Annotated in this window: 20 protein-coding genes and 1 pseudogene; 5 read left to right on the forward strand and 16 right to left on the reverse strand. The window is 62.4% G+C overall.

The features are described from left to right. Positions 1-35: 35 nt before the first annotated feature. Positions 36-1,358: a lytic murein transglycosylase gene (locus J9870_RS25570; RefSeq protein WP_210641192.1), complete on the forward strand. Its 1,323-nt coding sequence runs from the start codon at positions 36-38 to the stop codon at positions 1,356-1,358. A gap of 130 nt (positions 1,359-1,488) precedes the next feature. Here J9870_RS25570 and J9870_RS25575 read toward each other — a convergent pair. The 13 genes and pseudogenes from J9870_RS25575 to J9870_RS25635 form a co-directional block, all read right to left on the reverse strand. Further along, positions 1,489-2,429 (reverse strand): annotated as a pseudogene (locus J9870_RS25575) (LD-carboxypeptidase). A 969-nt stretch (positions 2,430-3,398) separates the two neighbouring features. Then, positions 3,399-4,397 (reverse strand): lipoyl synthase, encoded by a 999-nt coding sequence (gene lipA / locus J9870_RS25580; RefSeq protein ID WP_160893675.1) that lies wholly within the window; start codon positions 4,395-4,397, stop codon positions 3,399-3,401. A 25-nt stretch (positions 4,398-4,422) separates the two neighbouring features. Beyond that, positions 4,423-5,070 (reverse strand): lipoyl(octanoyl) transferase LipB, encoded by a 648-nt coding sequence (gene lipB / locus J9870_RS25585; RefSeq protein ID WP_210641194.1) that lies wholly within the window; start codon positions 5,068-5,070, stop codon positions 4,423-4,425. Then, the gene (locus tag J9870_RS25590) at positions 5,070-5,345 is read right to left on the reverse strand and encodes a DUF493 domain-containing protein (RefSeq protein WP_025215644.1); all 276 of its coding nucleotides are present in this window, start codon (positions 5,343-5,345) and stop codon (positions 5,070-5,072) included. The genes lipB and J9870_RS25590 overlap by 1 nt, the downstream gene beginning before the upstream one ends. Positions 5,346-5,426: 81 nt before the next feature. Next, positions 5,427-6,584: a D-alanyl-D-alanine carboxypeptidase family protein gene (locus J9870_RS25595; protein ID WP_210641196.1), complete on the reverse strand. Its 1,158-nt coding sequence runs from the start codon at positions 6,582-6,584 to the stop codon at positions 5,427-5,429. A gap of 167 nt (positions 6,585-6,751) precedes the next feature. Continuing rightward, complete coding sequence (locus tag J9870_RS25600; protein WP_210641198.1) at positions 6,752-7,777, reverse strand: septal ring lytic transglycosylase RlpA family protein; 1,026 nt, start codon at positions 7,775-7,777, stop codon at positions 6,752-6,754. Further along, a complete protein-coding gene (gene mltB / locus J9870_RS25605; protein ID WP_210641200.1) occupies positions 7,777-8,787 on the reverse strand; it encodes a lytic murein transglycosylase B in 1,011 nt (336 codons plus the stop codon). The genes J9870_RS25600 and mltB overlap by 1 nt, the downstream gene beginning before the upstream one ends. 17 nt (positions 8,788-8,804) lie before the next feature. After that, positions 8,805-9,908 (reverse strand): rod shape-determining protein RodA, encoded by a 1,104-nt coding sequence (gene rodA, locus J9870_RS25610; protein ID WP_167659400.1) that lies wholly within the window; start codon positions 9,906-9,908, stop codon positions 8,805-8,807. Between the two features lie 31 nt (positions 9,909-9,939). Then, entirely contained in the window at positions 9,940-11,835 is a 1,896-nt protein-coding gene (gene mrdA / locus J9870_RS25615; RefSeq protein ID WP_210641202.1) for a penicillin-binding protein 2, read from the reverse strand. Positions 11,836-11,845: 10 nt separating this feature from the next. Continuing rightward, the gene (rlmH, locus tag J9870_RS25620) at positions 11,846-12,313 is read right to left on the reverse strand and encodes a 23S rRNA (pseudouridine(1915)-N(3))-methyltransferase RlmH (RefSeq protein WP_003185785.1); all 468 of its coding nucleotides are present in this window, start codon (positions 12,311-12,313) and stop codon (positions 11,846-11,848) included. A 9-nt stretch (positions 12,314-12,322) separates the two neighbouring features. Further along, a complete protein-coding gene (rsfS, locus tag J9870_RS25625; protein WP_210641209.1) occupies positions 12,323-12,817 on the reverse strand; it encodes a ribosome silencing factor in 495 nt (164 codons plus the stop codon). A 71-nt stretch (positions 12,818-12,888) separates the two neighbouring features. Beyond that, positions 12,889-13,572 carry a nicotinate-nucleotide adenylyltransferase gene (nadD, locus tag J9870_RS25630; protein ID WP_025215651.1) on the reverse strand — a complete coding sequence of 228 codons (684 nt, stop codon included), beginning with the start codon at positions 13,570-13,572 and terminating at the stop codon, positions 12,889-12,891. A gap of 1 nt (position 13,573) precedes the next feature. Next, positions 13,574-14,845 (reverse strand): glutamate-5-semialdehyde dehydrogenase, encoded by a 1,272-nt coding sequence (locus tag J9870_RS25635; RefSeq protein WP_210641211.1) that lies wholly within the window; start codon positions 14,843-14,845, stop codon positions 13,574-13,576. Positions 14,846-15,031: 186 nt separating this feature from the next. On the opposite strand from J9870_RS25635, the gene J9870_RS25640 reads away from it, so the two are divergent. Beyond that, on the forward strand, positions 15,032-15,712 hold the full coding sequence (locus tag J9870_RS25640; RefSeq protein WP_210641213.1) for a DNA-3-methyladenine glycosylase: 681 nt from the start codon (positions 15,032-15,034) through the stop codon (positions 15,710-15,712). A 282-nt stretch (positions 15,713-15,994) separates the two neighbouring features. Then, a complete protein-coding gene (locus tag J9870_RS25645; RefSeq protein WP_210641215.1) occupies positions 15,995-17,311 on the forward strand; it encodes a bifunctional DedA family/phosphatase PAP2 family protein in 1,317 nt (438 codons plus the stop codon). 205 nt (positions 17,312-17,516) lie between these two features. Here the strand turns inward: J9870_RS25645 and J9870_RS25650 are convergent, their stop codons facing one another. From J9870_RS25650 to J9870_RS25660, 3 genes are read right to left on the reverse strand one after another with little or no spacing between them, the layout of a single operon-like run. After that, positions 17,517-18,107 carry an LON peptidase substrate-binding domain-containing protein gene (locus tag J9870_RS25650; protein WP_210641217.1) on the reverse strand — a complete coding sequence of 197 codons (591 nt, stop codon included), beginning with the start codon at positions 18,105-18,107 and terminating at the stop codon, positions 17,517-17,519. A gap of 10 nt (positions 18,108-18,117) precedes the next feature. After that, complete coding sequence (locus J9870_RS25655) at positions 18,118-18,834, reverse strand: LrgB family protein (RefSeq protein WP_210641219.1); 717 nt, start codon at positions 18,832-18,834, stop codon at positions 18,118-18,120. Next, entirely contained in the window at positions 18,831-19,196 is a 366-nt protein-coding gene (locus J9870_RS25660) for a CidA/LrgA family protein (protein WP_210641221.1), read from the reverse strand. Before J9870_RS25660 ends, J9870_RS25655 begins: the two co-directional genes overlap by 4 nt. Positions 19,197-19,386: 190 nt before the next feature. Between J9870_RS25660 and J9870_RS25665 the strand changes: the two genes are divergently transcribed. Both J9870_RS25665 and J9870_RS25670 read left to right on the forward strand, forming a co-directional pair. Continuing rightward, positions 19,387-19,842, forward strand: coding sequence for a MaoC family dehydratase (locus tag J9870_RS25665; protein WP_210641223.1), 456 nt, complete (start codon positions 19,387-19,389; stop codon positions 19,840-19,842). 102 nt (positions 19,843-19,944) lie between these two features. Further along, positions 19,945-21,663 carry a C13 family peptidase gene (locus J9870_RS25670; protein WP_210641224.1) on the forward strand — a complete coding sequence of 573 codons (1,719 nt, stop codon included), beginning with the start codon at positions 19,945-19,947 and terminating at the stop codon, positions 21,661-21,663. Positions 21,664-21,689: the final 26 nt, after the last annotated feature.

Genomic DNA, 21,689 nt, shown 5'->3' on the forward strand with positions numbered 1-21,689 from the left:
AGGTCAGCACCTGATTTGTATTTTTGGACCCGTGCATGCCCTTTTGTCTTTCCCGTCGTTGGCCACTGCGCCAAATGATCGTTGCCGCAAGCGTCGCCCTGCTTGTAGCCTGCGCCGAAAAACCTACCGCCGCCGATGCCCAACCACTCCAGACCGCTCCTGCCGTGACAGCTCCAGCCATCGTGCCGCCTGTGGTGCCGACCGGTGAAGACCTGAGCATTGCGCCCACCCAGACCTTCGCCGAATGGCAGGCCGGGTTTCGCAAGGAAGCATTGGCCGCCGGAATCCGTGCCGACCTGTTCGATCGAGCCTTCATTGGCGTCAGCCCGGACATGAGCGTGATCAAGGCCGACCGCAGCCAGCCGGAATTCGCCCGCCCCGTGTGGGAATACCTCGATGGCGCGCTGTCGCCACTGCGGGTGCGCAAAGGCCAGAGCCTGATCGACCAGCATGCCGAGACCCTGCAACGCATCGAACAGCGCTACGGCGTCGATCGCCAGGCCTTGGTGGCGGTGTGGGGCATGGAAAGCAACTTCGGTCAGTTCCAGGGCACCAAGTCGGTGATCAACTCCCTGGCGACCCTGGCTTATGAAGGACGGCGCCCGGGCTTCGCCCATGCGCAACTGATCGCCGCCCTGCAGATCTTGCAGCAGGGTGATATCGCCCCGGAAAAAATGCTCGGTTCCTGGGCTGGCGCCATGGGCCAGACCCAATTCATCCCCACCACCTACAACACCCACGCGGTGGACTTCGACGGTGACGGACGCCGCGACATCTGGGGCAGTGCCACCGACGCCCTGGCTTCGACCGCGCATTACCTGCAGAGCTCGGGCTGGCAACGCGGCCAGCCATGGGGATTTGAAGTGCGACTCAAAGAGGGCTTCAACTACCCCCTCGCCGATGGTGCGATCCGCAAGCCCGTCTCCGAATGGCTGCAATTGGGCGTCAGCCTGCCCAACGGCGGCCAGGTTCCGGCCGGCGCCGAACACCTGTCGGCGGCCCTGCTGCTACCGGCTGGCTATCGCGGCCCGGCGTTCCTGGTCCTCGACAACTTCCGCGCGATTCTCAAGTACAACAACTCTTCGTCCTACGCATTGGCGGTAAGCCTGCTGTCCGAGCGCTTCGCCGGTGCGGGGCTGATCGACGGCCAATGGCCAAAGGATGACCTGCCCCTGAGCCGCAGCGAACGCATCGAATTGCAGACTTTGCTTGGCAAGCATAACTATGACGCCGGTACCCCCGACGGCATCATCGGCGCCAACACTCGCAAGGCCATCCGCAGCGCCCAGCAGTCGTTTGGCTGGCCGGCGGACGGGTACCCGACGCATCAGTTGCTGGAAGGGTTGCGTAACCGCTGAATCGGCTTATGGCAGCTACCGCCATCGCGAGCAAGCTCGCTCCCACAGTTGACCGCGTTCTTTCAGAGAAACGCGGGGCCAATGTGGGAGCGAGCTTGCTCGCGATGACTGACCATCAGGCAACAAAAATCTAACCCCTGACCACCACGTCCTGCTCCAACACCAACATTTTCTCCCCCGCATCCAGCTTCACCAACGCCCCCATGGGCAACGTCAGGTTCGGATCGCAATGCCCACTGCGCCAGCCGGACAGCACCGGAATGCGCAACGGTTCGAAGGTCTGCTTGAGCAAGCGGTTCAGCGCCTCGATATCGACCCCCGCTATATCCCCCACCAACACGCCACGCAACTTGTGCAACGTGCCGGCCAGTCGCAACTGGGTCAGCAGCCGATCAATGCGATACAGCGGTTCGTTGACGTCTTCAATGAACAGGATCACCCCTTCGGCATCAATCTGATAAGGCGTGCCCATGGTCGCGGCAATCATCGACAGGTTGCCCCCCAGCAGACGCCCGTGGGCGATGCCCGGCTCGACGGTGGTCAAGGGGTAAGCGGCGGGATGGTTCAGCGTGCTGCCGGCCTTCAATTGCCCACGCAGCAGGCTGAAAAATGAGGTGACGGTTGGGGGTTCCTTGTCGCCCAGTAGGTCGGCGTTGAGCAGCGGGCCGTGGAAGGTGACGAACCCGGCGTAACGGCTGATGGCCAGGTGTAGGGCGGTGATGTCGCTGTAGCCGATGAATGGCTTGGGGTTGCGTCTTAGGAGTTCGAAGTCGATGCAGTCCAGCAGGCGGGGCGTGCCGTAGCCGCCGCGTAGGCAGATGATCGCTGCTACTTCAGGGTCGGCGAAGGCGGTGTGCAGGTCGTTGAGACGGACTTCGTCGCTGCCGGCCAGGTAGTTGTCCTTTTCGTAGACGCCCGGGAATATTCGCAGCTCATGACCCCTTGCGCGCATCCATTGGATGGCTTTTTCCGTGTCCAGGGGGCGGGACCGGCGGGGGCGATCACTCCGATCAAGCCTTCTTGAGGGAGGGCTGGGACGGGGTGATGGGGGGTTAGCGGTTGAGCGGTCATCCAGGGGGGCTCCCGGTTTTTTTAGGCTTGCATATGTGTGTATATCCGTTGCTGCGGTAACGGCCACTTATGGTTCCGCTCTTACAGCGGGTCACTTTTGGAAGAGCCCGGAAGCCGGCCCAGTCAAAAGTAACCAAAAACGCTTTGCCCCACCACTCGGCACCTCGCCTAGGCTCGGTGTGCCCTCACTCCGGCATTGCTCCGTGGGCCCGCCGCGAAGGGCCATCCATGGCCCAGCGCGGCTATCCCGGCATCCATGCCGGGATGCCCACTGCGCAATGCCTGCGTTCGGCCAGCGTGGTTTAACGGGGCGTCCAGATCAAGATCAAGATCAAGATCAAGATCAAGATCAAGATCAAGATCCAAAGCAAAGCAAAGCAAAGCAAAGCAAAGCAAGAGCGGGGGCATGTCCAGCATCTATGTGGCTGAGACACCGCTATCGCGAGCAAGCTCGCTCCCACATTGGATCTTCAGCGAATACAGAATGCATATGCACCTGCCCCCCCCTGTGGGAGCGAGCTTGCTCGCGATGAGGCCAGCAAGCCCAATATCAATGTGACTGACCCACAGCCATCGCGAGCAAGCTCGCTCCCACAATTGGATCAAAGTACGGTCACAAGAAGCAGGCCGGCTATCAGGCCGCCTCGCGGTGGACGTTGATCTCGGGCGCCCCGTTAACCACGATGGCTGAACGCAGGCATTGGTTCGTGGGCAACCCGGCATGGATGCCGGGTTAGCCGCGCTGGGCCATGGATGGCCCTTCGCGGCGGCCCACGGAGCAATGCCTTCGTTCAGGCATGCCGAGCCTAGGCGAGGCACCGAGTGGTGGGGCAGAAGCGTTTTGGTTACTTTTGACTGGGCCGGCTTCCGGGCTTCTCAAAAGTGACCCGCTGTAAGAGCGGAACCATCAGTAGCCGTTACCGAAGAAACGGATATACACACCACCCCAAAAACAAACGCTAAAAAAAATCAGGACCCGAGCAACTCAGCCTTGACCAACTTAGCCTGCTCATCCGCATGATACGAAGACCGCACCAACGGCCCCGAAGCAACGTTCTTGAACCCCATCTTGTACCCTTCCTCAGCAAACCAGGCAAAGGTATCCGGATGCACAAAACGCTGCACCGGCAGGTGACTACGCGAAGGCTGCAGGTACTGCCCCAGGGTCAGCATATCGATGTCATGCTCACGCATGCGCTTCATGACTTCGATGACTTCCTCGTCAGTCTCACCCAGGCCCAGCATCAACCCGGACTTGGTCGGAATGTGCGGCATCATCTGCTTGAAGCGCTGCAGCAAAGTCAGCGACCACTGATAATCCGACCCCGGACGCGCAGCCTTGTACAGGCGCGGCACGGTTTCCAGGTTGTGGTTGAACACATCAGGCGGCTCGGCGGCGGTGATTTGCAGGGCGATGTCCATACGGCCACGGTAATCGGGCACCAGGGTTTCCAGCTGGACGTTCGGCGACAGCTTGCGGATTTCGCGGATGCAATCGGCAAAGTGCTGGGCACCGCCGTCACGCAGGTCGTCACGGTCCACCGAGGTGATGACCACGTATTTGAGCTTCAGGTCAGCGATGGCGATGGCCAGGCTTTCTGGCTCATTCACGTCCAAGGGTTTCGGACGACCGTGGCCGACGTCGCAGAACGGGCAGCGACGGGTGCAGATGTCGCCCATGATCATGAACGTGGCGGTGCCGCCGGAGAAGCACTCGCCCAGGTTCGGGCAGGAGGCTTCTTCGCAGACGCTGTGCAGCTTGTGTTTGCGCAGCAGGGCCTTGATCCGGTCGACTTCCGGGGACACCGGGATGCGCACGCGAATCCAGTCGGGCTTCTTCGGCAACTCGGTGGTCGGGATGATCTTGACCGGGATGCGTGCAACCTTTTCGGCGCCGCGCAGCTTGACGCCGGCCTCTACCTTGGCACGCGGGGCCGGACGCTCGGTAACATCCAGCGTCGGGATCATGGTTTGCACTGCATCAGTAGTCATATCAGTCGATTCCGCCCGTAAGGGTCGTCTGCTCAGCATAGTCGAGGTGTTTGACGAGCTGCGCGCGCAGCCGGGCACTTACCTCGGCAAATTCAATCGATCCTGTGTGATCGCGCAGCTGGGTCATCGCCAGCCCCGCGTAGCCACAGGGATTAATCCGTCGAAACGGCGCCAGATCCATGTCCACGTTCAACGCCAGGCCGTGAAACGAACAGCCGTGGCGGATCCGCAGGCCCAGCGAGGCGATTTTCGCCCCGTCGACGTAGACACCCGGCGCATCGGGCTTGGCCGCCGCAGTCACGCCGTAGCTGGCCAGCAGCTCGATCAGGCATGTCTCCATGCGCGTGACCAGCTCGCGTACGCCAAACCCCAGCTTACGCACGTCCAGCAACAGATAGGCGACCAGTTGGCCAGGGCCATGGTAGGTCACCTGCCCGCCGCGGTCGACCTTCACCACCGGAATATCCCCCGGCAGCAACAGGTGCTCGGCCTTGCCGGCCTGGCCCTGGGTGAACACCGGCGGGTGTTCCACCAGCCAGACTTCATCGTCGGCGGTATTACCGCGTTCGTTGGTGAAGCGTTGCATGGCATGCCAGACCGGCTCGTAAGCCATCGTGCCCAGCTCGCGAAAGCCCAGCGTGCCCGGCATCACAACACCATGTGCACGAAACCGGTCGCGCGCAACTCGCTGTTGATGTCGTACAGCTGTTCCTGGCCAGTGGCAATGATGTGCAACTGGATGGTCGTGTACTTGCCGTTGGTACTCTGGCGCTCGGCCAGGGTCTTGTGATCAACGGTGGCATGTTTTTCGAGGATCGCGATGATCCGGTCCTTGAAACCCACACCGGTGTCGCCAATCACCTTGATCGGATAGTCCGCGCAAGGGAATTCGATTTTTGGCGCATTTACTTCAGAGTCTGTCATGGGGTAACGGCCTCGTAAGCCGTGGTAACGAACATGGCCCCGCGCCGGATCGGAACGGGGCCATGGAGGTCAACACTAGAATCAGTTGAACAAGCCGTAGAAGAATAGACGGATGCTATCCCACATGCGGCGGAAGATACCACCTTCCTCGACCGCGTCCAGAGCGATCAGGTCAGCGCTGTGCACCACTTTGTCGTCCAGTTTGACTTCGACTTTACCGATCACATCACCCTTGGCGATGGGGGCGGTCAGTTGCGGGTTCATGGTCATGCTGGCAGCGAGCTTCTTGAGCTGGCCTTTAGGCAGGGTCATGGTCAGGTCCTGGGCCAAGCCGGCCTTCACCTGATTGGTGGTGCCTTTCCAGACTTGGGCCTGGGCCAGTTCGGTGCCCTTCTGGTAGAAGGTCTGGGTTTCGAAGAAACGGAAGCCGTAGGTCAACAGCTTCTGGGTCTCGGCGGCACGGGCCACTTCGCTGCTGGTGCCGAAGACGACGGCGATCAGGCGCATGCCGTCACGGACAGCCGAAGACACCATGCAGTAGCCGGCTTCGTCGGTGTGACCGGTCTTGAGGCCATCGACGGTCTTGTCGCGCCACAGCAGCAGGTTGCGGTTAGGCTGCTTGATGCCATTCCAGAAGAATTCTTTCTGGGAATAGATGGCGTAGTGCGCCGGGTCTTCATGAATGATTGCCCGCGCCAGGATCGCCATGTCGTGCGCCGAGGAGTAGTGCTCGGGGTTCGGCAGGCCGGTGGGGTTCATGAAGTGGGTATTGGTCATGCCCAGGTCGGCGACAGTCTTGTTCATCATGTCGGCGAACGCATCTTCGCTGCCGGCGATGTGCTCCGACAGGGCGACGCTGGCGTCGTTGCCAGACTGGATGATGATGCCGTGCAGCAAGTCGCTGACGGTCACTTGCGAGCCGACCTTGATGAACATCCGCGAACCGCCGGTGCGCCAGGCGTTTTCGCTGACGGTCACCGGATCGTTTTCACCGATCTGGCCGCGACGGATTTCCAGGGTCGCGATGTAGGCGGTCATCAGCTTGGTCAGGCTGGCCGGTGGCAAGCGCTGGTCACCGTTGTTCTCCACCAGCACCTCGCCGCTGCTGGCATCCATGAGCACAAAGGCTTTAGCGGCCAATTGAGGGGGAGCCGGCATCATCTCGACCGCGAACGCGGCCGGTGAGAGCAGCAGCGGGACTAGCAGGCAAAGGCGTTTGGCAAAGGTGGTGATGTTCATCCGTCTCTCGAAATCGCTAATGGGACTGCCCGAAGGCAAAACTAAACAGGCAGCTTTCTAACGAGCTGCCGCGTATTTAAGTTGCTCACTCACAACCCTTGCCGGGCTTTTGTTATTCATGGAGCCAACAACCTGACCCGCTCCTACCGCAAGCGGGCCTCAATCAACTACTCGGCGGTGACCAGGCTCGGCGAACCGAGATTGGCCAGGCGCACACTGTTCTGCACCTGCTGGACCTCACCCGGAGATCCGATCGGCCCCAGGCGCACCCGATGCAGTGTCTGCTGGTTGCGCACGATCGAGCTGATGAACACCGGGGCGCTCACCATCGAGCTGAGCTTGGACCTCAACAGTTCTGCAGCGTCCGGGTTGGCGAATGCGCCCACCTGCAGATACTGGCCAGACGCTGTTGCAGAAGCGTTTTTTTTTGCGTCGAGCTGAACGGGCACTACGGCCGCCGCGTGCTGCTGCGGCGGTGGCGTCCACTGCTCGACCGTACCGGTGGAGGCCGTCACGGTCGGCGCGGCATTTTGCGCCACTTTCGGCTCGTTGAGCATCAAAGGCGCCGGACGGCCGCGCTGGGCCCACCACTCCTGCGGGTCGATGCCTTCGACCTTGACCCGCGCGGTGCCGATTTCAGCGTAACCGAGTTTTTTCGCCGCCGCATACGACAGGTCGATGATGCGGTCGGAGTAGAACGGCCCACGGTCATTGACCCGCAGGATCACGCTCTTGTTGTTGTCCAGGTTGGTCACCCGCACGTAGCTGGGCAGCGGCAAGGTCTTGTGGGCCGCGCTCATGCCATACAGGTCATAGACCTCGCCATTGGCGGTGTTCTGGCCGTGGAACTTGGTGCCGTACCAGGACGCCGTGCCCGACGCGACATAGCGCTTGGAGTCGCTCAGCGGGAAATAGGTCTTGCCCAGCACCGTGTACGGGTTGGCCTTGTAGGGACCGGTGTGCAGGGTCGGCGTCGCGTCGGGAATGCGCGAGACGTCCACGTCCCACCACGGCGCGCCATCCTTGTGGGCCCGGTTGATGTCCAGGCCTGGCGTGGCGCGTACGGCGGTGGAGCCTTTCTGGGTCGGCGCGCGGCTGGTCGAACAACTGACGACCAGCAGCGACAACGCAGCCAACGCCACGAGCTTGAGGGGCTTGGCTTTCAGGGGTTGATAGGTAGGCAATGCCTGCATTATTTGACGCCCCGTGCTTTGACCAGCTCTTCAGACAGTTGATATACAGCCATGGCGTACATCACGCTGCGGTTATAACGCGTAATCGCGTAGAAATTCTTCAGGCCCATCCAATATTCGGGGCCCTGCTCGCCTTCGAGGCGGATCGCGGTGACCAGCATGTCATCACGCAGCGCATCATGACTCGACCAGCCCAGCGCCCGCAACTCCCCGACGGTTTTCGTCGGCTCCAGGCCCTCGGTCAAGCCCTCGTCCACCCGGTCGCCACGTACGTCGGCGCGGCTGACCACCGGCTCACCGGCAGCCCAGCCGTGGCGTTTGAAATAGCTGGCAACACTGCCGATGGCGTCGGTCGGGTTGGTCCAGATATTAATGTGGCCGTCGCCGTCAAAATCCACCGCATAGGCGCGAAAACTGCTGGGCATGAACTGCGGCAAGCCCATGGCTCCAGCGTAGGAGCCCTTGAGCGTCAACGGGTCGACCTGCTCTTCCCGGGCCAACAGGAGGAACTCACGCAGCTCCTTGCGGAAGAACTCGGCGCGCGGCGGGAAATCGAAGCCCAGGGTCGACAGCGCGTCGATCACCCGGAAATTCCCGGTGTTGCGGCCAAAGAAGGTCTCCACGCCAATGATGGACACGATGACCTGGGCCGGTACGCCGTACTCCTGCTCGGCACGGGCCAGCGCGGCCTCGTGCTGGCGCCAGAAGTCCACGCCCCGGGCGATGCGCGCCTCGGTGATGAACATCGGCCGGTACTCGCTCCACTGCTTGACCCGCTCGGCAGGCCGGGAGATCGCGTCGAGGATCGACTGCTTGCGTTCGGCCTCGCGGAACACCCCCATCAGCTGTTCACCGGCAAACCCGTAGTCGCGGGTCATTTCGCCGACGAATTCGGCCACTTGGGGCGAGCCTTCGTAGTCGCCGGCCAAGGCGTGCGGTGCACCGCCCAGGAAGCCGACCAGGCCAATCCACGGCACATGCCGCGTCGACCAACCACGCATTGCTTGCATTAAACTCTTCACCTTATTCAAACCTGCGCGATCCACTTGCGATGGGTATGGATCGACATCAAAACCCCAAACGCTGACAGTAGTGTCACCAGCGAAGTTCCTCCGTAGCTAATGAATGGCAACGGCACCCCCACAACCGGCAACAGGCCACTGACCATACCGATGTTGACGAAAACATAAACAAAAAACGTCATGGTCAGGCTGCCCGCGAGCAACTTGCCGAACAATGTCTGGGCCTGGGCGGTGATCACCAACCCGCGACCGATCAGCAGCAGATAGATCAACAGCAAGACGCAGATACCCACCAGGCCGAACTCCTCGCCCATCACGGCGATGATGAAGTCGGTGTGGCTTTCCGGCAAAAAGTCCAGGTGCGATTGAGTGCCCATCAGCCAGCCCTTGCCGAACACCCCGCCGGAGCCGATGGCGGCCTTGGACTGGATGATGTTCCAGCCGGTGCCCAGCGGGTCGCTCTCCGGGTCGAGGAAGGTCAGGATTCGTTGCTTCTGGTAGTCGTGCATCACGAAGTACCACATGGCCACCGACACCGGTACGGCGATGGCGATGACGCTGAGGATCCAGCGCCAGCGCAACCCGCCCATGAACAGCACGAAAGCGCCACCGGCCAGGATCAGCAGCGAAGTGCCGAGGTCCGGCTGGCGCACGATCAGGATGAACGGGATACCGATCAGCAACAGGCTGATGCACACATGCTTGAGCTGGGGCGGCAAGGTGCGTTTGGACAGGTACCAGGCGATGGTCGCCGGCATGATGATCTTGAGGAATTCCGAAGGCTGGAAGCGGATCACCCCGGGGATGTTGATCCAGCGCGTGGCGCCCATGGCGTTGTGGCCCATCACGTCCACCACCACCAGCAAGCTCACGCCCACCACATAGGCCAGCGGCACCCAGCGCGCCATGAAGCGCGGCTCGAGCTGGGCGATGACGATCATCGACACCAGGCCGATGCCGAACGAAGTGGCTTGCTTGGCCAGCAAGTCCCAGCTCTTGCCGCTGGCCGAATACAGCACGAACAGGCTACCGGCGGCCAGAGTCAGCAGCAGGATCAGCAGCGGGCCGTCGATGTGCATGCGCTGCAACAGCGTGGCACGCCGGCGCATCACGTCTTCGCTGGAGAGGATCCGGTCGAAATTATTCTTCACGGGCCGTAGCCTCCGCAGTGGTGGGGCTTGCGTATTCAGGCTTGAGCTGGCCGTGCTCATCCAGCAGCCAGGCATCCATGATCTGGCGCACCACCGGCGCGGCGACGCCCGAGCCGGACTCACCGTTCTCGACCATCACCGACACGACGATTTTCGGGTTGTCGGCGGGCGCGAAACCGACGAACAAGGCGTGGTCGCGGTGGCGTTCCTGGACCTTGGAGCGGTCGTACTTCTCGCCCTGTTTGATGGCGACGACCTGGGCCGTACCGCTCTTGCCGGCAATGCGGTATTGCGCACCGATGGCCGCCTTGCGCGCGGTGCCTCGGGCACCGTGCATCACCTGCTGCATGCCGTTGTTGACCTTCTGCCAGTCCGACGGATTGTGCAGGATGATGTCCGGCATCGGGTTCGGGTCTACTGGTTTCTGGCCTTCGATGGTCTTGGCCAGGTGCGGGCGATACCACTTGCCCTTGCTCGCCACCAGGGCCGTGGCCTGGGCCAGTTGCAGCGGTGTGGCCTGCATGTAGCCCTGGCCGATCCCCAGGATCAGGGTTTCACCGGGGAACCACGCCTGGCGACGGGTCGCACGCTTCCACTCCCGGGACGGCATCAGGCCGGGGGACTCTTCGAACATGTCCAACGAGACTTTCTGGCCGATGCCGAACTTGCCCAAGTAGGACGACAGCCGATCGATCCCCAGCTTATGGGCCAGGTCATAGAAGTAGGTGTCGTTGGACCGCATGATCGCCGTTTCCAGGTCCACATAACCGTCGCCGGTGCGGTTCCAGTTGCGGTACTTGTGGTCATAGTTGGGCAGCATGTAGTAACCCGGGTCATAGACCCGGCTCGAAGCGTTGACCACGCCGGAGTCCAGCCCGGCAATCGCCACGGCCGGCTTGATGGTCGAGCCCGGCGGATACAGGCCGCGCAGTACACGGTTGAACAACGGCCGGTCGATGGAATCGCGCAACTCGGAGTAAGCCTTGAAGCTGATCCCGGTGACGAACAGGTTCGGGTCGAAACTCGGCTGGCTGACCATCGCCAGGACCTCGCCGGTGTTCGGATCCAGCGCCACCACCGCACCACGACGACCGCCCAGCGCCGCTTCGGCGGCTTCCTGCAACTTGATGTCCAGGCTCAGGACGATGTCCTTGCCGGGGATCGGGTCGGTGCGCTTGAGCACGCGCAACACGCGGCCACGGGCGTTGGTCTCGACTTCTTCGTACCCCACCTGGCCATGCAGCTCGGGCTCGTAGAAGCGCTCGATGCCAGTCTTGCCGATATGGTGCGTACCGCTGTAATTGACCGGATCGAGGGTCTTGAGCTCTTTCTCGTTGATCCGCCCCATGTAGCCGACCGAGTGGGCAAAGTGCGCCCCCTGGGGATAGTGCCGCACCAACTGCGCCACCACCTCGACGCCGGGCAGGCGGAACTGGTTCACGGCGATCAGGGCGATCTGCTCTTCGGTCAGCTCGAACAGGATCGGCACCGGCTCGAACGGCCGTCGGCCCTGGCGCATGCGCTTCTCGAAGATCGCCCGATCCTCGGGCGTCAGCTGCAGCACTTCGACGATCACGTCGAGCACATGCTGCCAATCCCCGGAGCGCTCGCGGGTCATGCTCAGGCTGAAGCTGGGGCGGTTATCCGCCACCACCACGCCATTACGGTCGAAAATCAGCCCGCGGGTCGGCGGAATCGGTTGCACATGCACCCGGTTGTTTTCCGACAGGGTCGAGTGGTACTCGTACTGGATCACCTGGAGGAAATACAGCCGCGCGATCAGCACGCCGATCAGCGTCACCACCGTGATGGCGCCGAACACGACGCGGCCTCGCACCAGGCGGGCGTCTTTTTCGTGGTCCTTGATGCGGATCGGCTGGGGCATGAGGGCAGGATTACTTGTGATAAGGGTGCCCGGACAGGACTGTCCAGGCACGATACAACTGTTCGCCGATCAGGATCCGCACCAGCGGGTGCGGCAACGTCAACGGCGACAACGACCAACGCTGATCGGCCCGGGCACAGACTTCCGGCGCCAGCCCTTCCGGGCCGCCGACCATGAAATTGACCGTGCGCGAATCCAGCCGCCAGCGATCGAGTTCCACCGCCAGTTGCTCGGTGCTCCAGGGCTTGCCGTGGACTTCGAGGGTGACGATGCGCTCGTTCGGCCCGACCTTGGCCAGCATGGCTTCGCCTTCCTGGCGAATAAAGCGCGCCACATCGGCGTTCTTGCCACGGGTATTGAGCGGAATTTCCACCAGTTCCAGGGCCAGCTCGGATGGAAGACGCTTGGCATATTCATGCCAGCCTTCTTCCACCCACTTGGGCATGCGAGAACCGACAGCGATCAGGCGCAGTCGCACAGCGGTCCCTTATTGCTGGTCTTTGTTGAGCTTGGTGAAATGCTCATGGGTGTTTTCCGGGCTGTGGTGCGCGGCGCTGGCCGAACGGCTCTGCTCGGCACCAGCCCACAGACGCTCCAGGTCATAGAACTGGCGCGCCGAGGCGGTCATCATGTGCACGATGACGTCGTCCATATCCAGCAGCACCCAGTCGCTGTCGCCCTTGCCTTCTTCACCCAGCGGCTTGACGCCCTGGGCCTTGACCGCTTCGCGGACCTTATCCAGCATCGCGCCGATCTGGCGGTTGGAGGTACCGGTGGCGATGATCATGTAGTCCGTGATGCTCTGCTTTTCACGAACGTCGATCACCTGGATATCCTGGGCCTTGACGTCTTCCAGGGCCGCCACGGCTACCTTGACCAGCTCTTCGCCGGCCAGTGCCACGCCGGTATGGGCCTCTACAGGCAGCGGTGCGCTTTTGAACGTGCCTTTGCGCTTTACTTTGTTTACGTCTTTGTCAGTCATATAAAACTCGTTTTGCTCGTATGTTCGGGCGCTTCGCTACACGCATTCACGTGCCTTGAAGCGCGCCTTTTTCAGTTCGACGCACGGTACAGCCCGTGCGCATCGATGTAGGCCAGGACCGCGTCGGGCACCAGGAAACGTACCGACTTACCGCTGGCCAGCAGTTGACGGATCTGGGTGGCGGATACCGCGAGCGGCGTCTGCCAGACGAATGCAATCTGTCCGCTCGGCCCTTTCAGGGCCAGCGGGTCGCTCACCGAGCGGGCCGCCAGCAGGTTGCGCAAGGCATCCGGCGGCTCGCTGTCGGCATCCGGGCGTTGCAGCACCAGGATGTGGCAATGCTGGAGCAACTCTTCCCAGCGATGCCAAGTGGGCAGGCCGCAAAATGCGTCCCAGCCCAGAAGCAGAAAAACCTGGGCATCGGCGGCCAGTTCGGCGCGCATCAGCTCCAGGGTATCAATGGTGTAGGACGGCTTGTCCCGCTGCAATTCGCGGGCGTCCACCACCAACGGTGCCACACCGGCCACCGCGCACTCGACCATCGCCAGACGGTCCTGCGCCGACACCTGTGGCGTATCCCGGTGAGGCGGCCTGGCGCTGGGCGTCAGGCGTAGCTCATCGAGGGCCAGGGCATCGGCGACTTCCAGCGCACCGCGCAAATGGCCGATGTGCACCGGGTCGAACGTTCCACCCAGGATACCGATGCGCCGGGGCGGGGTTGTCGTCACTGCGGCTGACGGGTCGAGATCGCCCAAGTCAGGCCGGCTCCTGTCCGCGCAACTGGCCGTCACCGACCACGATGTACTTCTCGCAGGTCAAGCCTTCCAGACCGACCGGGCCGCGGGCGTGCAGCTTATCAGTAGAAATGCCGATCTCGGCACCCAATCCGTATTCAAAGCCGTCGGCGAAGCAGGTCGGGGTGTTGATCATCACCGACGCCGAGTCCACTTCGGCCACGAAGCGCCGGGTTTCCCCGAGGTTTTCACTGACGATGGAGTCGGTGTGGTGCGAGCCGTGGCGATTGATATGGTCGATGGCCTGGTCGAGCCCGTCGACCACGCGGATCGACAGGATCGGCGCCAGGTATTCGGTGTCCCAGTCTTCTTCAGTGGCGGCTACCGCCTCGATGATCGCCCGGGTGCGCTCGCAACCGCGCAGCTCGACGCCTTTTTCGCGGAACTGGGCCGCCATCGACGGCAGGAAGGCCTGGGCAACGGCCTGGTCCACCAGCAGGGTTTCCATCGCGCCACAGATGCCATAACGGTAGGTCTTGGCGTTGAAGGCGATGCGCTGGGCTTTCGGCAACTCGGCGTGAGCGCTGACGTAGACGTGGCAGATGCCGTCCAGGTGCTTGATCACCGGTACGCGGGCATCGCGGCTGACCCGCTCGATCAGGCCCTTGCCACCACGCGGCACGATGACGTCGACGAACTCGGGCATGCTGATCAGCGCACCAACCGCGGCGCGGTCGGTGGTTTCCACCACTTGCACCACGGCGGCCGGCAGATCGGCTTCGGCCAGGCCGCGCTGGATGCAGGCGGCAATGGCGCGGTTGGAATGGATCGCCTCGGAACCGCCACGCAGGATGGTCGCGTTACCCGACTTCAGGCACAGGCTCGCGGCGTCGATGGTCACGTTCGGCCGCGACTCGTAGATGATCCCGACCACGCCCAGGGGCACGCGCATCTTGCCGACCTGAATGCCCGACGGCCGATAGCTCATGTCACGAATCGCCCCAACCGGGTCCGGCAACGCCGCGACCTGGCGCAGGCCGACGATCATGCCGTCGATGCGGGCCGGGGTCAGCGCCAGGCGCTCGAGCATGGCCGGTTCGAGACCATTGGCCCGACCAGCGGCCAGGTCCAGCTCGTTGGCGGCGGACAACTCGGCGCGCGCAGCGTCCAGCGCATTGGCGGCGGCCTGCAGGGCGCGGTTTTTCTGCGCGGTGCTGGCACGGCCGATGATGCGCGACGCTTCACGAGCGGCGCGACCCAGGCGGGTCATGTAGTCAAGAACGGACTCAGTCATGGTCTGTGTGGTCTTGGCAAAGAGGAAAGCGGCAGATTATAGCTGTCGTAACCCGCGACTAACAGCATGGACTCGCAGTGGTGACCGGCGGAGGCGCAAAACTTGCGCAATTTGCCGGTGTTCAGCGGTGATTAAGCTTTCCATTGCTATCATCGCGCTTCCTTTGGCCTCACTTCGTTTATCGCCATGACCGATTTGCCTCAATCGCCAAACGCCTTGCCCCATGCTTTTTTTGATCGCGATGCCCAGGTGCTGGCCCGTGACCTGCTGGGCAAAGTCATCCGTCACAAGGTCGGCGAGCTGTGGCTCAGCGCGCGGATCATCGAGACCGAAGCCTATTACTTCGCCGAAAAGGGCAGCCACGCGTCGCTGGGCTACACGGAAAAACGTAAGGCTTTGTTTCTGGATGGCGGCCACATCTATATGTATTACGCCCGGGGTGGCGATTCGCTGAATTTCAGCGCCCAGGGGCCCGGCAATGCGGTGCTGATCAAATCGGCGTACCCGTGGGTCGACGCCGTTTGCGGCCCGGCGAGCCTGGCGCAGATGCTGCTGAACAACCCCGACGCCCAGGGCCGGCCACGCACACCGCAGAAACTCTGCGCCGGCCAGACCTTGCTGTGCAAGGCATTGGGGCTGAAAGTGCCGGACTGGGACGCCAAACGCTTCGACCCCGAGCGCTTGTTGGTGGAAGACGTCGGCGTGCCGACGGTCAATGCGATCCAGACCACCCGCCTGGGCATTCCCCAGGGACGGGACGAACACCTGCCCTACCGCTTCGTCGACGCCGCCTACGCGCCGTGGTGCACCAGGAACCCGTTGCGGCGCGGGCAGGTCGAAGGGCGGGATTATTTTTTGCTTTCATGATCGACACATTTCACTGTGGGAGCGAGCCTGCTCGCGATGGCGTCAGCTCAGCAGAATGGATATCGACTGACACACCGTTATCGCGAGCAAGCTCGCTCCCACAGTTGATTTTCAGTGGCCACAGGTTTTGTGCTCACAACAAGCCCCCCAGTGGGAGCGAGCCTGCTCGCGATGGCGTCAGGTCAGCAGAATGGGGGTTGACTGATACACCGCAATCGCGAGCAAGCTCGCTGCCACAGGAGTTTCGGTGCATGCCGCTTACTGTTCAATGGAGTTGTATTTATGGGCCCATGGCTCGATAGCATCACCGGCTGGCTGACACTCAACCCGCAATGGCTGGCGGTGGCGGTGTTCATCGTCGCCTGTGTGGAGTGCCTGGCCATCGCCGGGTTGATCGTGCCAGGGACCGTGCTGTTGTTTGCGATAGCGGTACTGGCCGGCAGCGGCGCGTTGTCCTTGGGCGAGACGTTGCTGCTGGGCCTGCTCGGTGGCTTGCTGGGGGATCTGGTGTCGTACTTCCTGGGCCGGCACTTCCACCAGAACATCCGGCGCCTGCCGGGGTTGCGGCATCATCCGGAATGGATGGCTGCGGCGGAAAACTATTTCCAGCGCTACGGCATCGCCAGCCTGCTGGTGGGCCGTTTTATCGGCCCCCTCAGGCCGATGTTGCCGATGGTGGCCGGGATGTGCGACATGCCGTTCCCGCGTTTTGCCGCCGTCAGCGTGCTGGCCGCGACCGGCTGGACCGTAGCGTATCTGTTGCCGGGCTGGGCCACCGGGGCGGCGTTCCGCCTGCCACTGCCCGAAGGTTTCTGGCCACAGGCCGGCGTGGTCATCGGCAGCATCGCAGTGATGATCGGGCTGAGCGTCAACAGCAGCTTGCGCCGCCATCGCCATGCCTCGGCGCTGATCGCCGGCCTGGGCCTGGTGATCCTGATCGGCCTGTTCATCGGCTTTCGCTACCTGACGGCCTTCGACCAGGGCCTGGTGGCGCTGGTCCAGGAGCATCGCAGCGTGACGCTGGACGAAATCGCCGTGACCTTCACGCTGATCGGTGAATTTCGCAACATGCTGATTTTCAGCGCACTGCTCACCGGTTTGCTGCTCCTGACACGCCAATGGCGGCAGGCAATCTTCGCCGGCGGCACGATGCTGCTCACGTCCCTGGCCAATACCGGCAGCAAACATTTCTTCGCCCGCGTACGCCCGGAAATCCTCACCGACCCACTGACCAGCTACAGCATGCCCAGCGGCCATGCCTCCGGCGCATTCGCGCTGTTCCTGAGCCTCGCCATCCTGGCCGGGCGCGGACAACCACCGCGCATGCGCCTGACCTGGCTGCTACTCGCCTGCCTGCCGGCGCTGGCCATTGCCCTGTCGCGGGTGTACCTGGGGGCTCACTGGCCGAGCGACGTCGTCGCCGGCGCCATGCTCGCCGCCTGTGTCTGCGCCGCGGTCCTGTGGTTGAGCCAGCGCCAGACGCCACTGCCGGCCATGCCGCCGAAAATCTGGTGGCTGATATTGCCGGCGCTGGTGGCGGTGTTCAGCTTCTTCGCGCTGCGGCATCTGCCCCATGCGATGTTGCGGTATGCCTATTGAAACCAGGGGCAGCAATCGCGAGCAGGCTCGCTTCCACAAGAGATCCGTGGCGAACACCGAGTCTGTGGGCACTGGAGAACCCCTGTGGGAGCGAGCTTGCTCGCGATGACGGCGACACATCCAACATCACTGCAACTGACCCACCGCTATCGCGAGCAAGCTCGCTCCCACAGGGGATCAGCGCTGTTTGGTGAGATGAGTGGTGTCAGGCGAAGAGCTCACCTTGCAACTCATCCAACAAAGCCTGGATCGCATCCAGCCGTTGCTGGGGATCATCGAGCTGCAGCAGGTCGATCTTGTCCAGTTCATTGAACGGCAGCAGATAGGCCAGTTGATTGGCCAGGGACTGCTGTCCGGTGGCTTCGGTGCCCATGTTCAGGGCCTCGACCATCGGGTGTTCGGCCAAGGCCTTGAGCAGCGCCACCAGGTCGGCGTCTTCCTCTTGCAGCGGTTGCTCCGGCTCTTCTTCCAGCCACTCGACCTCGGCGACCGTCAACTGATCGGGCTGGACGCTGCTGCCATGCACGATAAAGCGCCGCCCGCCCTGCACCCGAATGCCCAGCAGGCCGTTGTCCTGCTGGGAAAAATCAGTGATGCGCGCCTCACACCCGACCCGCGCATAGCCATCAGGGGCGATGCCGACTTCCTCGCCATCGAGGATGCACACCACGCCGAAGCCTTCGCCCTTTTTCATGCAGCGCCCGATCATGTCGAGGTAACGCGCCTCGAAAATCTGCAAATCAAGGATACAACCGGGGAACAGTACGGTGTTCAACGGGAAAAGCGGCAAGCTCATAACCAGTTCCTTAGACCGTCATCGACACCACCAACGGCAGCAATACCGCCGTGGCCACGCCCATCAGACTCATCGCCAGCGCCGCAAAGGCGCCGGACTCCTCGCTTTCCTGCAACGCCACGGACGTGCCCACCGCATGGGCCGTCAACCCCAGGGCCATGCCCCGGGCCTCCGGGCTATGGACACCCAACCGGGTCAGGATGCTCGGGCCCAGAATCGCCCCGAGCACGCCAGTGATCAAGACGAACACCGCGGCCATCGCCGCGACACCGCCGATCTGCTCGGCCACCAACATGGCGATTGGCGACGTCACCGACTTGGGCGCCATGGTCATCAGGATCATGTGCTCGGCGCCGAATGCCCAGCCCAACACCACCGCAGAACCGGTGGCGAACACCCCACCAATCACCAGCGTAGTAAAAATTGGCCAGAACAATTGCCGGATCCGTCGCAGGTTCAAATACAACGGCACCGCCAGGGCGACCGTGGCCGGGCCCAGCAGAATGCTGAGGATCTCGGTGCTCTTGCGGTATTCGGCGTAGCTGATGCCACAACCGACCAGTACAGCGATCAGCAGCACCATCGACATCAACACCGGTTGCAGGAACACCCAGCGGGTCTTTTCGAACGCCGCCAGCACCAGTTGATAGGCACCCAGCGTAATGCCGATGCCGAACAATGGATGGTGGATCACCGAGCCCCAGGCGCCCTGCCAGTCGAACATCATTGAACATCCTCCGCAGCCGGTGCGTGGCGCCGGGCCAGACGCTGCATCAGCACGCCGGTAAAGGCCATGGACAGCACCAGCGACAACACCAGCGCGCCGACGATGGCCCAGAAATCGGCGGCAATGGCTCGGGCGTAGACCATCACCCCCACCGCTGGCGGCACCAGCAGCAACGGCAGGTAACGCAACAGGCTGCTGGCGGCCAGGTTCAGGGGTTCGCCGACTTCGCCGCGAACGATCAGATAACCCAGTAACAGCAGCAGGCCAATGATTGGCCCCGGCAACACCGGCAAGAACAAATGATTGATGGCGGTGCCCAGCAATTGGAACAGCACCAGCCAGGTCAGGCCCCGTAGCAACATCCGCTCTCTCCCCTGCAACACTTACTCAAAGAATGCGCCGGCATTATAAGCACGCCCGCGCTATGGTTCGGCATTCGTAAAAAGCATGGTCAGTGACCTTACCCGCGCCTCATGTTGATCTACAGTGGTTCTCCGGGGACACAGATCCCCGTGACAAAAGACAAAACAGATGAACCCAAGGAGAGTCTCAATGCCCTACGTTCCCGTTGCAGCGCTCAAAGATTATGTCGGCAAGGAACTTGGACGTTCCGAATGGCTGACCATCGATCAGGACCGCATCAACCTGTTCGCCGAAGCCACTGGCGACTTCCAGTTCATCCACGTCGATCCGGTCAAGGCCGCGCAGACCCCGTTCGGCAGCACCATTGCCCATGGTTTCCTGTCGTTGTCGCTGATGCCCAAGCTGATGGAAGACATCCTTATCCTGCCCGAGGGCGTGAAGATGGTCGTCAACTACGGGCTGGACAGCGTGCGTTTCATCCAGCCGGTCAAGGTTGATTCCAAGGTCCGGCTCAAGGTCGACCTGTTGGACGCCACCGAGAAAAAGCCCGGCCAATGGCTGCTCAAGGCCACCGCCACACTGGAAATCGAAGGTTCGGACAAACCGGCCTACATCGCCGAGCCACTGTCGCTCTGCTTCGTGTAAACCTATGCGGTCGCGAAACCGCTCGTGCAGTTTCGCATCGCTTATCTATATCTCATGCGCATAGCTGCGGCATACTCGTGGCCTGATGACCTGGATCCCGTTATGCGCTTACTTGTTCCCCTGACTCTGACCCTGTTGCTCACTGCCTGCGGCGACGGCGATTCGCTGTTGCCTCCCGACGCGCGCCTGCCCGACGGCGGACGCTATCGCGGCGACCTGGTGGACGGCCTGCTGCAAGGCCAGGGGCGCATCGACTACCCCAACGGCAGCTGGTACGCCGGGCAGTTCGACAAAGGCCAGTGGCACGGCACCGGTGAATGGCATGGCAGCAATGGCGAGGTCTATCGCGGCCAGTTCCAGAATGGCCTGTTCCACGGCCAGGGCAGCCTGACCACGCCGAGCAGCAGCTACACCGGCAGCTTCAAGCTAGGCCGACGGGACGGTGAAGGGACCCTGAAAGAAAACGGCATGACCTACCGCGGCGAATTCAAGGCCGACCGCTATTCCGGCCTCGGGCGCCTGGAGCTCGACGATGGCAGCCAGTATCAAGGCCCGTTCACCAACGGCAAGCCCAACGGCGAGGGCCAGCGCTTCGATGCCACCGGCAACCAGTTCACCGGGAAATTCGTCGATGGACAGCTGCAGGGCAAAGGCACCTTCAACAGCGCCGACGGCGATGTCTATGTCGGCGGCTTCAAGAACAACCAGCTCAACGGGCGCGGGCGCTACGAAAATGCCGACGGCGATGTCTGGATCGGCCAGTTCAAGGACGGCGCGCTGACCGGCAAGGGCGAACTGATCGGTGCCGATGGCAGCCATTACCTCGGTCAATTCAGCGACTGGCGCTTTAGCGGCCAAGGCCGCCTGAACCTGCCCGACGGCAGTTTTTACATCGGCCAGTTCGAAGGCGACAGTTACCACGGGCGCGGCACCTTGGCGTTGAGCGACGGTACGGTCCAAAGCGGCACCTGGGCCAACGGCCAGCGGGTGCGCGACGCCGATGGCAGGCTGCTACCGGATGTGCTCGAACTCGGCCTGCTGGCCCAGGGCCGTCTGCTGGAGGATGCCTTGGCCAATATCCCGGCCTCGACGCCGGCGGTGGAGCTGTACAGCCTGACCCTGGGCGGCGACGGCAAACAAAGCGTGTTCCTGCGTGAATCCGACTATGTCGCCAACATGCTCAACAGCCGTTTCGGCGCGCTCGGGCAGATCCGCCTGGTCAATCACCGCGATCATCTGAGCGACCGGCCCATGGCCAGCCGCGAAAGCCTGCGCCGCGCCGCCGCCACCCTGGCCGAGCGCAGCGGCCCGGAAGACCTGATCTTCATCTACCTGACCAGCCACGGCACCAGCGAGCATGAACTGGTGCTCGACCAGCCGCGCATGGAACTGGCCGACCTGCCCGCCGATGAACTGGCGGTGGTGCTGGCGCCACTGAAGAACCGCGACAAGATCGTAGTGATCTCGGCGTGCTACTCCGGTGGTTTCATCCCGGCCCTCAAGGATGAGCGCACGCTGATCATGACCGCGTCCCGGGCCGACCGGGTGTCCTTCGGCTGCTCCGAGGAGGCCAACTTCACCTATTTCGGCGATGCCCTGTTCGCCCAGGCGCTGAACCAGACCGACGACTTGGAGCAGGCCTTCAAACGGGCCAAGGCCACCGTCGCCGAACGCGAGCAGGCGGACAATTTCGAAGCCTCCGAACCGCAGATCTGGGCACCCAGGACCGTCCTTTCCCACTGGCAACTGCTGCGCAAGCAGCAGGCACGAAAAGCATTGCAAAGTGCTGCATTGAACGACGAGGCCATAAAGAGCAACTAAGCTGAATCGTATCAAGGGGGAAACAC

Source organism: Pseudomonas sp. Tri1 (assembly GCF_017968885.1).
GTDB lineage: Bacteria > Pseudomonadota > Gammaproteobacteria > Pseudomonadales > Pseudomonadaceae > Aquipseudomonas.